The organism is Ancylobacter sp. GW821-FHT10E12 (genome assembly GCF_058809335.1).
Genome location: NZ_JBXASN010000003.1, coordinates 131,353 through 144,719 on the forward strand (window position 1 = coordinate 131,353; position 13,367 = coordinate 144,719).

General features: G+C 67.2%; 12 protein-coding genes. 11 read left to right on the forward strand and 1 reads right to left on the reverse strand.

What is annotated here, in order from left to right; genetic code table 11:
• Position 1: 1 nt before the first annotated feature.
• From AC1RU4_RS04860 to AC1RU4_RS04880, 5 genes are all read left to right on the forward strand, one after another.
• The gene (locus tag AC1RU4_RS04860; protein ID WP_492889897.1) at positions 2 to 829 is read left to right on the forward strand and encodes an ABC transporter permease; all 828 of its coding nucleotides are present in this window, start codon (positions 2 to 4) and stop codon (positions 827 to 829) included.
• A gap of 93 nt (positions 830 to 922) precedes the next feature.
• On the forward strand, positions 923 to 2,431 hold the full coding sequence (gene pdxR / locus AC1RU4_RS04865) for a MocR-like pyridoxine biosynthesis transcription factor PdxR (RefSeq protein WP_492889898.1): 1,509 nt from the start codon (positions 923 to 925) through the stop codon (positions 2,429 to 2,431).
• Positions 2,432 to 2,610: 179 nt separating this feature from the next.
• Positions 2,611 to 4,950 (forward strand): PAS domain-containing protein, encoded by a 2,340-nt coding sequence (locus AC1RU4_RS04870; RefSeq protein ID WP_492889899.1) that lies wholly within the window; start codon positions 2,611 to 2,613, stop codon positions 4,948 to 4,950.
• A gap of 190 nt (positions 4,951 to 5,140) precedes the next feature.
• Complete coding sequence (locus AC1RU4_RS04875) at positions 5,141 to 6,463, forward strand: NAD(P)/FAD-dependent oxidoreductase (RefSeq protein ID WP_492889900.1); 1,323 nt, start codon at positions 5,141 to 5,143, stop codon at positions 6,461 to 6,463.
• Positions 6,464 to 6,473: 10 nt separating this feature from the next.
• Positions 6,474 to 7,175 (forward strand): SDR family NAD(P)-dependent oxidoreductase, encoded by a 702-nt coding sequence (locus tag AC1RU4_RS04880; protein ID WP_492889901.1) that lies wholly within the window; start codon positions 6,474 to 6,476, stop codon positions 7,173 to 7,175.
• A gap of 32 nt (positions 7,176 to 7,207) precedes the next feature.
• On the opposite strand, the gene AC1RU4_RS04885 is transcribed toward AC1RU4_RS04880, so the two are convergent.
• Complete coding sequence (locus AC1RU4_RS04885; RefSeq protein WP_492889902.1) at positions 7,208 to 7,972, reverse strand: IclR family transcriptional regulator; 765 nt, start codon at positions 7,970 to 7,972, stop codon at positions 7,208 to 7,210.
• Positions 7,973 to 8,153: 181 nt separating this feature from the next.
• Here AC1RU4_RS04885 and AC1RU4_RS04890 point away from each other — a divergent pair, with 181 nt between their 5' ends.
• From AC1RU4_RS04890 to AC1RU4_RS04915, 6 genes are all read left to right on the forward strand, one after another.
• On the forward strand, positions 8,154 to 8,978 hold the full coding sequence (locus AC1RU4_RS04890) for a transporter substrate-binding domain-containing protein (protein ID WP_492889903.1): 825 nt from the start codon (positions 8,154 to 8,156) through the stop codon (positions 8,976 to 8,978).
• Between the two features lie 26 nt (positions 8,979 to 9,004).
• On the forward strand, positions 9,005 to 9,721 hold the full coding sequence (locus tag AC1RU4_RS04895) for an amino acid ABC transporter permease (RefSeq protein ID WP_492889904.1): 717 nt from the start codon (positions 9,005 to 9,007) through the stop codon (positions 9,719 to 9,721).
• A 3-nt stretch (positions 9,722 to 9,724) separates the two neighbouring features.
• Positions 9,725 to 10,537, forward strand: coding sequence for an amino acid ABC transporter permease (locus tag AC1RU4_RS04900; protein ID WP_492889905.1), 813 nt, complete (start codon positions 9,725 to 9,727; stop codon positions 10,535 to 10,537).
• Positions 10,534 to 11,280, forward strand: a complete 747-nt coding sequence (locus AC1RU4_RS04905; protein WP_492889906.1) for an amino acid ABC transporter ATP-binding protein — start codon at positions 10,534 to 10,536, stop codon at positions 11,278 to 11,280. Before AC1RU4_RS04900 ends, AC1RU4_RS04905 begins: the two co-directional genes overlap by 4 nt.
• 93 nt (positions 11,281 to 11,373) lie before the next feature.
• Complete coding sequence (locus AC1RU4_RS04910; protein WP_492889907.1) at positions 11,374 to 12,684, forward strand: NAD(P)/FAD-dependent oxidoreductase; 1,311 nt, start codon at positions 11,374 to 11,376, stop codon at positions 12,682 to 12,684.
• A 43-nt stretch (positions 12,685 to 12,727) separates the two neighbouring features.
• On the forward strand, positions 12,728 to 13,363 hold the full coding sequence (locus AC1RU4_RS04915) for a MarC family protein (protein WP_492889908.1): 636 nt from the start codon (positions 12,728 to 12,730) through the stop codon (positions 13,361 to 13,363).
• Positions 13,364 to 13,367: the final 4 nt, after the last annotated feature.

Here is a 13,367-nt window from a genome sequence, read left to right on the forward strand (position 1 = left end):
CATGGGCAAGCTGCCGCGACGCCTTGCTAAATATGCCCTCCTGCTCACGCTGGCGCTGTCCTATCTCTTCCTCTACCTGCCCATCGTGCATATCGGGCTGGCGGCGTTCTCGAAGAACTTCGCCTTTCCCTATCCGCCGCGCTGGACGCTGGAGACCTTCGGGCGGCTGTTCAGCAACTCGCTCTATCAGGGCGCGCTCGCCAACAGCCTGGTGCTCGGCATCGGCTCGGGCGCGCTCGCGACCCTGCTCGCCGCCGCCGCCACGCTCGGGCTCATCCGCCATGCCGGCGGGAAGGCGAAATTCCTGCTCGCCCTGTTCGTCGCGCCGCTCTTCGTGGCCGAGGTGCTGATCGGCATCTCGTCGCTGATCTTCAACGGGCTGTTCCTCGAACTGCAGGGCAACCTCGTCTCCGCCGTGCTCGCCAATGCGGTGCACGGCTTCAGCTATGCGCTGCTGATCATCGCGACGCAGCTCTACCGCTACGACTGGCGGCTGGACGATGCCGCCATGGTGTTCGGCGCCTCGCCGATGCGGACCTTCTTCGAGGTGACGCTGCCGCTGATCTGGCCCGGCCTCCTGGGCGCCTTCATCGTCACCTTCATCATGGCCTTCAACAACCTGGAGATTTCCTTCTATCTCCTCGGCGCCACCCCGACGCTGCCCTCCGTCGCCTGGGGCGCGCTGCGCTACGGGATCAAGCCGGAGCTCTATGCGCTGGCGACCGCGGTGAACCTCGTGGTGGTGATCGGCCTCGCGGTGATGTTCGTGCTGATGCTGACCGGCAAGGTCACGTTCGGCCACCGCCCCGAACGCGAACGGGCGGTGTGAGCCCACGAGCCCATGAGCCCACGAGGCCGGCAAGCCGCATGGCATGCGGTTTGCTATAACATCGGCAGACCGGTCAATCGCGGAGGGCCCGACATGCTGCTCGATGCGCTGGCTCTCACACTCGAACGCAGGCCGGATGCGCCGCTCTACCGGCAGATCTATGATGGGCTGGCGGCGGGCATTGTCGGCGGCTCGATCAAGCCCGGCCAGCGCCTGCCCTCGACGCGCGATCTCGCCCAGATATTGGGCGTCTCGCGCAACACCATCATGCTCGCCTTCGAGCAGCTCGCCGCCGAGGGCTATCTCGAAGGACTGTCCGGCTCCGGCACCTATGTGTCGCGCGAGCCGCCGGCGGAGGTCGTCGAGCCGGAGGCGCCGCGGCTCAATCCGGCGATCCGCGCCGCCGGCAGCCTCGATCGCACGCCGGAGCTCACCGTCGCGCTCGCCCATGCGCCGGAAACGCTGCGCCACATGCGCCGCCCGGTGCCGTTCCGCTGCAATTTCCCGGCGCTCGACGCCTTTCCGGTGCAGCTCTGGGCCAAGCTGGCGGCCGAACTCTACCGCAAGCTCGACGCCGACACCGCCAACCACCTCATGGGCGAAGGCGACCCGCAGGGATACGGACCGCTGCGCGAGGCGATCGCCGAGCACGTCTCGCTCGGGCGCGGCATCGAGTGCAGCCCGGCCAATGTCATCATCTTCGCCGGCGCGCAGCAGGCGGTCGACCTCGCCTGCCGGCTGCTGCTCATGCCCGGCGACGAGGTGATCTGCGAGGATCCCGGCTATGACGGCATCTACGCCTCCAGCATCGCCACCGGGGCGGTGCCGGTGCCGGTCGCCGTGGACGAGGACGGTCTCGACGTCGAGGAGGCGATGCGCCGCGCACCGGCCGCCCGCATGATGTATGTCTCGCCCTCCAAGCAGTTCCCGCTGGGGATGTCGCTGGCGCTGGCGCGCCGCCACCAGCTGGTCGAATGGGCGAACCGCACCGGCAGCTGGATCATCGAGGACGATTACGACAGCGAGTTCCGCTATTCCGGGCGACCGCTGCCGGCGCTCTACGGCATAGATGGCGGGACGCGCGTCATCTATCTCGGCACCTTCAGCAAGACGCTGTTCCCGGCGCTACGGCTCGGCTTCGCCGTGGTGCCGACACCGCTCGTCGAAGCCTTCGTCTCCGCCCGCACGATCGTCGGACGCTATTCGCCGATCCTGGAGCAGGTGCTGGTGGCGCGCTTCATGAGCAAGGGTCATTTCGCCAGCCATGTCCGCAAGATGCGCAAGCTCTACGCCCAGCGGCAGGATTATCTCCTCGATGCCGTCAACCGGCGGCTGGGCGCCTTCATGACCGCCGCCCCGACCGATACCGGCATGGAAGTGGTCGCCCGGCTTGCTCCCGGCCTCAGCGCCAAGGCGCTGGCGCGGGCGGCGGCGCAGAACGGGCTGGAGATCATGCCGATGTCGCTGCTGGCCCGGCAGGCCGATGTCGACGACCGTATCGCCCTCGGCTTCAGCCCGTTCAACGCACGGCAGATCGACGAGGCGGTCGAGCGGCTGCACGCCGTGCTGACGGAAGTCGGGACCGGCTCGCTGCGCAATTGATGCGAGGACATGGGCGCCGGCGAGACGGCGTTTTTTCCGCACGGAACTGAACCAATCGGCCGAGGCGGCGTTGTAGATCGCATTGGCCGGTCCCGTGCTCGATCCGAGCCCGCCGGCAGCGGTGCGCAGGTCTGGCCAAAGGGTTTATCGTGCCGCAGATAGAGCAAGATGCGCGCTTCATGCTGAGCGTCCTTGCCGCGTCCGACGACTGCATCAAGGTCCTCGACCTCGACGGCAAACTCACCTTCATGAGCGAGGGCGGGATGCGGGTCATGGAGGTGCAGGACTTTTCAGCCGTCGAGGGCTGCGTCTGGCCGGAATTCTGGCAAGGGGCGGGCAACGAGGCCGCGAAGGCCGCCGTCGCCACGGCGCGGGGCGGCGGAACGGCGCAGTTCCGCGGCATGGCGCGCACCTTCGCCGGCACGCCGAAATGGTGGGACGTCAAGGTCCAGCCCATCCTCGGCGTCGACGGAAGGCCCGAGAAGATCCTGGCGCTCTCGCGCGACATCACCGAATACCGACGCGCCAGCGATGCGCTCGCCAAGAGCGAGGAGCGCTACCGCACGCTGTTCGACAGCATCGACGAAGGCTTCTGCATCATCGAGTTCATCGACGGGCCGCACGGACCGCTGAGCGACTATGTGCATGTCGAGGCCAATCCGGCCTACGCGCATCATGCCGGCATCCCCGACGTGGTCGGGCAGAAGCTGCGCGAGATGGTTTCCGGCGAGGCCGACGGCTGGGTGGAGCTCTATGGCGAGGTGCTGCGCACCGGCCGGCCGATCCGCTTCCAGCGCGAGCTGGAGGCGACCGGCCGCTATCTCGAGCTCGCCGCCTTCCGCATCGAGCCGCCGGAGATGCGGCAGGTGGCCGTGCTGTTCCAGGACGTCACCGCCCGCAAGCAGGCTGAGGTCACGCTGCAGCGCCTCAACGAAACGCTGGAGACCCGCATCGCCGAGGCGATAGTCGAGCGCAAGGTGCTGGCCGACATTGTCGACGGCACCAGCGCCCTCGTGCAGGTCGTGGCCCCCGACTATCGCTGGCTCGCCGTCAACGGCGCCGCTTCCCGCGAGTTCCGGCGGGTGTTCGGCAAGGAGCCGAAGGTCGGCGACAGCCTGCTCGACATATTGAGCGACGACGCCGGACAGCTGGCGACGGCACGGGCCCTGTGGGACCGCGCGCTCGGCGGCGAGGAATTCGTCGAGATCGCCGCCTTCGCCGATCCCCAGGGCGTCAGCCGTCACTACGAGATGCATTTCAATCCGCTGCGCGACACCGGCGGGCGGCTGATCGGGGCGTTCCAGTTCGTCTACGACGTCACCGACCGCATCGAGGCCCAGGCCCGCCTGAAGGAGGCCGAGGAGGCGCTGCGCCAGGCACAGAAGATGGAAGCGGTCGGCCAGCTCACCGGCGGCATCGCGCACGACTTCAACAACCTGCTCACCGGCGTCACCGGCTCGCTGGAAATGCTGCAGGCGCGCATCGGCCAGGGGCGGCTGTCGGAGATCGACAAATACATCTCCGCCGCGCAGAGCGCCTCGCGCCGGGCCGCCTCGCTGACGCACCGGCTGCTCGCCTTTTCGCGCCGGCAGACGCTCGCTCCCAAGCCGACCGACGTCAACCGCCTCGTCATCGGCATGGAGGAGATGATCCGGCGCACGGTCGGCCCGGAGATCGCGCTGGAAGTGGTGACGGCGGCCGGGCTGTGGCCGGCGCTCATCGACCCGCCGCAGCTGGAGAACGCGCTGCTCAACCTGTGCATCAACGCCCGCGACGCGATGCCGGATGGCGGGCGCATCACCATCGAGACCGGCAATAAATGGCTCGATGCGCGCGCCGCCAACGAGCGCAACCTGCCGCCGGGGCAATATCTGTCGATCTGCGTCAGCGACACCGGAACCGGCATGGCGCCGGAGGTGATCTCGCGCGCCTTCGATCCCTTCTTCACCACCAAGCCGATCGGCCAGGGCACCGGGCTCGGCCTGTCGATGGTCTATGGTTTCGTGCGCCAGTCCGGCGGGCAGGTGCGCATCTATTCGGAGGTCGGGCACGGCACCAATATGTGCCTCTATCTGCCGCGCCACTATGGGGCGGCGGAAGCGCCGGCCGATGCCCCCGCGAGCGAAGACACGCAGCAGGCGCATGCCGGCGAGACGGTGATGGTGGTCGACGACGAGCCGATGATCCGCATGCTAGCGGTCGATGTGCTGGAGGAGCTCGGCTACACCGTGCTCGAAGCCGGAGACGGCCCCTCCGGGCTGAGGTTGCTGCAATCGGACGCGCGGATCGACCTGCTGGTCACCGATGTCGGCCTGCCCGGCGGCATGAACGGACGCCAGCTCGCCGACGCGGCGCGGCAGACGCGGCCGAACCTCAAGGTGCTGTTCATCACCGGCTATGCGGAGAACGCCATTATCGGCAACGGCCAGGTCGCGCCGGGCATGCAGGTGATCACCAAGCCCTTCGCGGTGGACGACCTCGCCAACCGGGTGCGGCAGATGATCGAGCAGTCGGGCTGACGCCGCGCGCGCCTCCACCTGCCCGCGTCGCTGGTCGAGGACTTGCTCGGTCGGACGCTGAATTTCTACATTGTGATAATATTATGATATGAAATTTCTCGATGTGGGAAATTATTGACGCCACTGCCTGCTGCATGGTCCGGTACGGAAATTAGGCACCCTCCGATGCCCACATCCGGCAGCACTAACGATGAGCAAATTCTCCCCCTTCGACGCGACGCTTTGGTACGCCACCGCCCGTCCCGCTCCCCTCACCCACCCGCTTGAGGAACGCATCGCCGCCGATGTCTGCGTGGTCGGCGCCGGCTATACCGGCCTCACCACCGCGCTCGAACTGGCACGGCAGGGCGTGAAGGTGGTGCTGCTGGAGGCGGAGGAGGCCGGCTTCGGCGGCTCGGGCCGCAATGCCGGGCATTGCACGCCGACCTTCAGCTATTACAGCCTGCCCTCGCTGCGCAAGGTGCTCGGCGAACCGTGGGCGGAGCGGCTGATCCACCGCCAGACCCGTGCCAATGACCGCGTCGGCGCGATGATCCGCGACTACCAGATCGACTGCGAATGGCAGCAGAACGGCTATGTCATGGGCGCGCTGCGCCCCGGCGCCATCGAAACGCTGAAGGCCAAGGTCGACCAGTACAATGCGGTGGGCGCCCGCACCCGCCTGATCGACCGCGACGAGGTCGAGGCGATCACCGGCAGCCCGCGCTTCCACGGCGGCTGGCTGCATTCCGAGGCCGGGCACATGAACCCGCTCGGCTATGCCCGCGGCCTCGCCCGCGCGGTGATGCAGGAGGGCGCCAAGCTCTATACCGGCTCGCGGGTCGAGGGTGTCGAGAAGGAAGGCGGGCGCTGGAAGGTGAAGACCGCCAGGGGCGAGGTGCTCGCCGACAAGGTGGTGTTCGCAACCGGCGCCTACACGGTGGCCGGCTGGCCGAAGCTCGACGAGAGCTTCAAGATCCTGCGGGTCTTCGTCTGCGCCACCCAGCCGCTCGACCCGGAAACCCGCAAGGCCGTGCTGCCGCGGAACACCACCATGCATGACGGGCGCGGCGACATCTATGTCTACAAATACAATGCCGAGGGCCGCATCGTCGCCTCGATGTTCCCGATGGGCGCGCGCGGCAGCGATCTCGACTATACCCGGCAGGTGATGACCGACCGGCTGAAATGGCTGCACCCGCAGATCAGGGAACCGATCCGCTGGGAATATTTCTGGTATGGCGAGCTCGACATGCAGGTGAAGACGGTGCCGCGGCTCTACGGCCTGGCGCCGGGTGTCGCCGCGCTCACCGGCCTGTCCGGGCGCGGGGTGCCAACCGGCTCGATGCTCGGCGGCATCCTCGCCGAATGGGCGCTCGGCGTGCCGGAGGCGGAACTGGCGCTGAAAGTCGAGCCGCTCAAGGCCGCGCCGTTCTACATGAACTATGCGCCGAAGCTGCGGCTGCGCTATTTCCGCTACCAGGACACCCGCGCGGCGCGGCGCGAAGGCGTCGAAGTGCCGCCGCACGCATGAGGAGACACGCATGAGCACACGCACGGTTCTCATTTCCGGCGGCGGGCGCGGCATCGGCGCGGCGACCGCCCGCGTCATGGCGCAGGCCGGCTGGAACGTCTCGCTCGGCATGCGCAATCCGGCGCTGCCGGACTGGGCCGGCGAGGTGCCGGGCGCGGTCGCGGCGCACGCCTATGACGCCAAGGACCCGCAATCGGCCATCGACTGGGTGGCGGCGGCGCGCGAGCGCTTCGGCGGCATCGACGCCGTGGTCGCCAATGCCGGGATCATGACCCGCGGCAATGTGATCGACGCCAGCGACGCCGAGCTCGACGAACTGATGGAAGTCAATGTCGCCGCCCCTCGCCGGCTGGTGAAGGCGGCATGGGACGATCTCGCCGCCAGCGGGCGCGGACGGGTGATCGTCGTCTCGTCGCTGTCGGGCAAGCGGGTGAAATCGGCGATCTCCGGGCTCTACTCGGTGTCGAAATTCGCCGCCACCGGGCTCGCCCATGCCATCCGCCATGCCGGCTTCGACCTCGGCATCCGGGCAACCGCGGTATGCCCCGGCTTCGTCGCCACCGACATGGGCCTGCCGCTCGCCAATGTCGCGGCGGAGGAACTGACCGCACCGGAGGACGTGGCGCGCGCCATCGCCTTCCTCATCGACCAGCCGAACACGTCGAGCGTCGCCGAATTCGCGGTGAATTGCCGGCTGGAGGAGTCGTTCTGAGGCGACGCAGGGCGCCCCGCTAGCGCGGTGCCTCAGCTTCGGCTCTCGATCAGGTCGATCTCGGTGCGCAGGAGGGTGGCGTAGCCCTCGACCAACCCCGGCACGATCTTGGCGTACAGGAAGGTGAAGCCCAGCGAGGCCACCGGCACGCCGGTTTCGTCGAGGATCGGCATGGCGACGCCGGCAATGCCGGGGATGAGCTCGCCGAGATCCACCGCATAGCCGCGCTCCCGCGTCTCCCCGATCAGCCGCCAGACCTTCTCCACCGGCAGGTCGCGGAAGGCGGCGAGCCGGCCGGCATTGGCGCGCAGGATGAATTCCTGCTCCTCGCGGTCGAGGAAGGCCAGCACCGAGACGCTGCCTGGCCCGGCGCCGAGCGGCACCGAGCCGCCGATCGAGCCGGTGAGCGTCTGCACCACGCATTCGCCGTCACGCCGGTCGAGGCAGATGGAATCGTGATTGTGCCGGGCCATGAGATGGGTGGTCTCGCCGGTCTTCTTGCGCAGGCGTGCGAGGCTCATCTCGCAGCGGCTGATCAGCCCCGGCCCGCGCGCGGCGCGGGCGCCATAGATGAACATCTTGGCGCCCAGCCGGTAGCGCTTGCGCTTGTCGTCGCGCGCCAGCAGCCGATGGCCCACCAGCGTGTTGAGAATGCGGTGGCAGGTGGCGGTATTGAGCCCTGACAGGTCGACCAGCTCCTTCAGCGATGCACCCTCGGCGCTGCCGTCGGCGATGAGGTCCAGCAGCAATGCCGCACGATCCAACAGCTGCGACCCGCCGGCGCTGGAAACTGTCATCGTCATTTTCCACATCGTGATAAAATTAGAGATGCACGCTTGTACTGTGAGAAATTCTGATAATCAATGTCCAAAATTCAAGCACATGGCGTGCGGACCAAAATTTAGTCATTCGCAACCGCGCAAGCGGCCGCGACACGGCCATGAATGACGATCGCAACCAGGACAGACGGGGACTACCGTGAAGACATCCATTCTGACGATTGCTTCCTCCCTGCTGCTGGCGCTCGGGCTGAGCGCGGCAAGCGCCGACACGCTGTCGGACGTCAAGGCGAAGGGCACGCTCACCATCGGCGTTAAGAACGACTACCCGCCCTACGGCTTCCTCAACGACAAGGGGGAGATCGTCGGCTTCGAGGTCGATCTCGGCAAATACATCGCCAAGGACATCCTCGGCCCCGAAGGCAAGGTCGAGCTGGTGCCGGTCGTCGCCTCGAACCGCATCGAGTTCCTGAATTCCGGCCGCATCGACCTGATCCTGGCGACGCTGGGCGTCACCGCCGAGCGCGGCAAGGTGATCGACTTCTCGGAATATTACGTCTCGGCGCCCGGCCCCTCGGTGATCGCCCCGGCGAGCGCCAAGTTTTCCAAGTGGGAAGAGCTCAAGGGCCTGACCCTGTGCGGCATCCAGGGGTCCTATTACAACAAGCACCTGACCGAGGACCTCGGCATCACGCTGACCGCGTTCAAGACCCAGCCGGAAGCCTATCGCGCGCTGAAGGACAATCGTTGCGTCGGCTTCGTGTTCGACGACATGACCCTGCGCAAGAAGGCCGAGGAAGCCGACTGGGCCGGCTACAAGGTCGTCGTCGATCCCTACGAGTACATCCCGCAGGCCGCCGGCATCCGCAAGGACGACGTCGCCTTCCGCGACGCGGTGAATGCCGCCATCACCAAGGCCGAGGCCGAAGGCAAGCTGATCGAGTGGGAGACCACCTACGGCATGCCGCACGCCAAATATATCGCCGAGCGGGCCCAGGCCGCCGCGACGAAGCTGAAGAAGTGACGTAGACGTCCCGCGAGGCGCCAGCCATGTTCAATCTCGACTATTCATGGCTGGCCGACCCGGTCTACCAGGGCTGGCTGCTGCGCGGGACGCTCACCACCATCGAGCTGGCGCTCACCTCCTCGGCGATCGCCTCCGTCATCGGCCTGTTCGGCGCGCTGGCGCTGACGCTGCGCATCGCCTGGCTGGACGCCGTCATCGAGCTGTTCGTGGAAGTGTTCCGCAACACGCCGCCGCTGCTGCAGATGCTGTTCTTCTACTTCACCCTCAGCACCATCGGCCTCAGGGTGATCGACCCGGCGACCGGCACCAGCGTGCCGCTGCTCTCGGCCTTTGCCTGCGCGTTGATCTCGCTGAGCCTGTTCGGCGGCGCGCTGTGCATCGAGGCCTTCCGTTCCGGGCTCGACAGCATGCCCAAGGCGGTGACAGAGGCGGCGCGCGCGCTCGGCTACAGCCGCTGGGGCCGTTTTCGCCGCATCGAGGCGCCGATCGCCAGCCGCATCTGCCTGCCGGCGCTCACCAATGTCATGACCAACCTGTTCAAGACCACCTCGCAGGCCTCGGTGATCACCGTACCCGAGCTGATGTACTATGCCGGCCAGATATACAACGACACGTTCCGCACCGCCGAGGTGATGATCCTGGTGCTGCTGATCTATGTGTCGCTGGTCAGCCTGCTTTCCATCGGCATGTCGCGCATCGAGCAGGCGCTGGCCTTCCCCGGCTACGGCAAGGGGAACTGACGCATGGCCCTCGTCGTCACCTACACCCAGAAGAAGCGCTGCGTTCAGCTCGGCATCGTCGTCGCCATCGCTGGCTGGATCGCCGTCGATGCGCTCAGCGGCGGCGCGCAATACTGGAGCCGCGTGTGGATGCGCCTGCCGCTGCTGCTCACCGGCAGCGGCACTGGCTGGCCGCTGAGCGGTGGCTTCGCGCTCAACATCTTCCTCAGCCTGTGCTCCATGGCGCTGGCGGCCGTGCTCGGCACCGTGCTCGGCTTCGGCATGATGGCGAGGAACCGCCTCATCCGCCTGCCCTGCTACTTCGTGATGAACTTCCTGCGCAACTCGCCCTGGCTCGTGCTGCTGTTCGCGATGCTCTACATCATCCCGTTCAACGTGCGGCTGTTCGGGATGAGCATCGCCATCCCGGCCTTCTTCAAGGCGGTCATCGGCCTCGCCTTGCCGACGGCGGCCAACTTCGCCGAGATCATCCGCGGCGCCGTGCAGTCGGTCCATTCCGGCCAGTGGGAGGCGGCGCGCGCGCTCGGTTACATGCCGATGGCGATCTATTGGCGGATCATCCTGCCGCAGGCGCTGCGCCGGATGATTCCCGGCTGGATGAACCTCTATGCGCTGCTGATGATCGCCACCCCGCTCGCCATCGTAACCGGCATCCAGGATGTATTGAACACGCTCAATACGTTGCTGGCGATGGAGAACGAACGGGTCATCGTCTATTTCTACATCACCACGCTCTTTCTGTTCTTCGCCTACTGCTATCCGATCGCGCTGCTGGCGCGGCGCATGGAGCAGTCGGTCAAGGGAGACGCCCTATGAACCGCTCCGACGCCCTCATCGAACTCGACGCGGTCACCAAGAGCTTCGGCTCCTTCCAGGTGCTGAAGGGCATCTCGCTCAGCGTGAAGGACGGCGAGGCGGTGTGCATCATCGGCCCGTCCGGCTCGGGCAAGTCGACCATCCTGCGCTGCATCAACGGCCTCATCCCGGTCGACGGCGGCTCGATCCGCGTCGGCACGCACGAGGTGCACAAGATGCGCTCGGAGAAGGAGATGCGGCCGCTGCGGCACCAGGTGTCGATGGTGTTCCAGCAGTACAACCTGTTCCCGCACCGCACGGCGCTGCAGAACATCATGATGGCGCCGATCCAGGTGCTCGGCCACGACCGCAGGGAGGTCGAGGACCGCGCCCACAGGCTGCTCGCCAAGGTGCGGCTGTCCAACAAGGCCGATGCCTATCCCGGCCAGCTTTCCGGCGGCCAGCAGCAGCGCGTCGCCATCGCCCGCGCGCTCGCCATGGAGCCACAGGTGATCCTGTTCGACGAGGTCACCGCCGCGCTCGACCCGGAGACGGTGAAGGAAGTGCTGACCGCCATCCGCGAACTGGTCGACGAGGGGCTCACCTGCATCCTCGTCACCCATGAGATGAAATTCGCCCGCGAGGTCGCCGACCGCGTCTGCTTCACCGACCACGGCCGCATCGTCGAGAGCGGTCCGCCGGCGGCGATCTTCGACGCACCGCAGGACCCGCGGACGCGGGAATTCCTCGGGCAGGTGCTCTAGCACCGCGCCACACCTGTCGAACCTATCGAGGCCCGGCCTGCCGCAACGATCCGCGGCAGCCTGCCGGCGCCTCCCCCACAGAAGGCACACGCCATGGCGGCCAGAACGGACATCTTCGCAGAGGGCTTCAAGGACCAGCCCTATTGGTGGGAGGCGGCCGAGCCGGAGACCGATCTCGACCCGCTCCCCGCGCGCGTCGACGTGGCGGTGATCGGCTCGGGCTATACCGGGCTCAATGCCGCCACCGAGCTCGCCCGCGCCGGCATGGACGTGGTGGTGATCGATGCCGGGCGCATCGGCGAGGGCGGCTCCACCCGCTCCGGCGGCATGGTGTCGAGCGGCCAGAAGCTGGTGGTCGGCGGCGCCATCAAGGGCACCGATCCCGAACTGTTCGCGCGCATGATCGGCGACAGCATCTCGTCCTTCGACTATCTGCAGACGCTGATCAACGGCGAAGGGCTCGACGCCGACCTGAAGATCACCGGCCGCTTCTTCGGCGCCCATGCGCCGAACCAGATGGAGGCCATCCATCGCAACGGCCGCATCCTCGCCGAGAAGACCGGCGTGACCGTCAGCTTCTACGACCGCAGCAACCAGCGCGCGGCGATCGGTTCGGACTATTATTTCGGCGGCATGGTCGTCGACGAATATGGCGGCCTGCATCCCGGCAAGTATCACCGGGCGCTGCGCCAGCGGGCGCGGGCGAGCGGGGTGATGCTGCGCTCCAACGCCAAGGCCGGGCCGGTGAAGGACGGCCCCGCCGGCATGAAGATCGTGCCGACGGCGCGCGGCGACATCCTCGCCCGGCATGTCGTCACCTCCACCAACGGCTATACCCGCAACGACGCCGCGCCCGACCTGTCGCGCCGGGTGGTGGGGGTGAAGAGCTACCAGATCGCCACCGAGCCGCTGCCGGCCGACCTCATCGAGAAGCTGATTCCACGCGGGCGGATGATCTCCGATACCCGGCGCGACGTGATCTATACCCGCCCGTCGCCGGATGGCAGCCGCATCCTGTTCGGCTCGCGTCCCGGCCTCGCCGAGACCACGGACCGCGAGGCGGCGCCGGCGATCTATGCGCGGATGACCGAGATCTGGCCGGAGATGAACGACTACAGGATCTCGCACGCCTGGAGCGGCTTCGTCGCCATGACGATGGACAAGGTGGCGCATATGGGCAAGCGCGACAATTCCGACTTCGCGGTCGGCTGCAACGGCAACGGCGTCGCGCTGATGAGCTATCTCGGCTACCAGACGGCGCAGAAGATCCTCGGCCGACAGAACCGGCCGACCGCCTTCGACCGCGAGAAATTCAGCGCCATCCCGCTCTATTCCGGCAATCCGTGGTTCGTGCCGATCGTCGCGGCCTGGTATCGCCTGCAGGACTGGTACGACCGGCGCTGAACCGGCATCCTGCCGGCAGGGACACGGGGGGTGGGGGACGGGCATGGATCTGACACTGACGGCGAAGTTGTTCGCGGCGCTGTTCGCCATCATGAACCCGCTCAGCACCATCCCGGTATTCCTGGCGCTGACCGCCGACCTCTCGCCCGCCGGGAAGCGCGGGGCGCTGGTCGCCATGATCGTCACGGTGACGGTCGGCGCGGTGATCTGCGCGCTCGCCGGGCAGGCGCTGCTGTCGATGTTCGGCATCGATGTGCCGCATTTCCGGCTCGCCGGCGGGCTGATCGTGCTGATGATCGCGCTCTCCATGCTCAGCGGCGACGAACATTCCTCGCACCAGGGCACGCAGGCCGAGCAGCAGCATTTCGAGACGGTGTCGAATGTCGGCATCTACCCGCTCGGCCTGCCGATCGCCTTCGGCCCCGGCACCATGGCGACGATCATCGTGTTCGCGCAGGAAGCGCGCGGCACGGCGGGGCTGGCCGGCTATTGGGCCGGGCTGACCGGCTACCTCATCTTCTTCGCCGCGGCGATGGCGCTGGCGCCGATCATCGGCTCCCGGCTGTCGCCGACCGCGCTCAGCATCTCCAAGCGGCTGATGGGCATCATCCTCGCCGCCATCGCCATGGAGATGATCACCGGCGCGCTGGGCGGCCTGTTCCCCAACTGGCGCGGCTGACCGC

Bases quoted from the DNA above. Each gene is read 5' to 3' on its own strand.
- AC1RU4_RS04895 (WP_492889904.1), top strand. From the start codon at position 9,005: ATGTTCAATCTCGACTATTCATGGCTGGCCGACCCGGTCTACCAGGGC.
- AC1RU4_RS04885 (WP_492889902.1), bottom strand. From the start codon at position 7,972: ATGACAGTTTCCAGCGCCGGCGGGTCGCAGCTGTTGGATCGTGCGGCA.
- AC1RU4_RS04900 (WP_492889905.1), top strand. From the start codon at position 9,725: ATGGCCCTCGTCGTCACCTACACCCAGAAGAAGCGCTGCGTTCAGCTC.
- AC1RU4_RS04860 (WP_492889897.1), top strand. From the start codon at position 2: ATGGGCAAGCTGCCGCGACGCCTTGCTAAATATGCCCTCCTGCTCACG.
- AC1RU4_RS04875 (WP_492889900.1), top strand. From the start codon at position 5,141: ATGAGCAAATTCTCCCCCTTCGACGCGACGCTTTGGTACGCCACCGCC.
- AC1RU4_RS04870 (WP_492889899.1), top strand. From the start codon at position 2,611: ATGCTGAGCGTCCTTGCCGCGTCCGACGACTGCATCAAGGTCCTCGAC.
- AC1RU4_RS04910 (WP_492889907.1), top strand. From the start codon at position 11,374: ATGGCGGCCAGAACGGACATCTTCGCAGAGGGCTTCAAGGACCAGCCC.
- pdxR (WP_492889898.1), top strand. From the start codon at position 923: ATGCTGCTCGATGCGCTGGCTCTCACACTCGAACGCAGGCCGGATGCG.
- AC1RU4_RS04880 (WP_492889901.1), top strand. From the start codon at position 6,474: ATGAGCACACGCACGGTTCTCATTTCCGGCGGCGGGCGCGGCATCGGC.
- AC1RU4_RS04915 (WP_492889908.1), top strand. From the start codon at position 12,728: ATGGATCTGACACTGACGGCGAAGTTGTTCGCGGCGCTGTTCGCCATC.
- AC1RU4_RS04905 (WP_492889906.1), top strand. From the start codon at position 10,534: ATGAACCGCTCCGACGCCCTCATCGAACTCGACGCGGTCACCAAGAGC.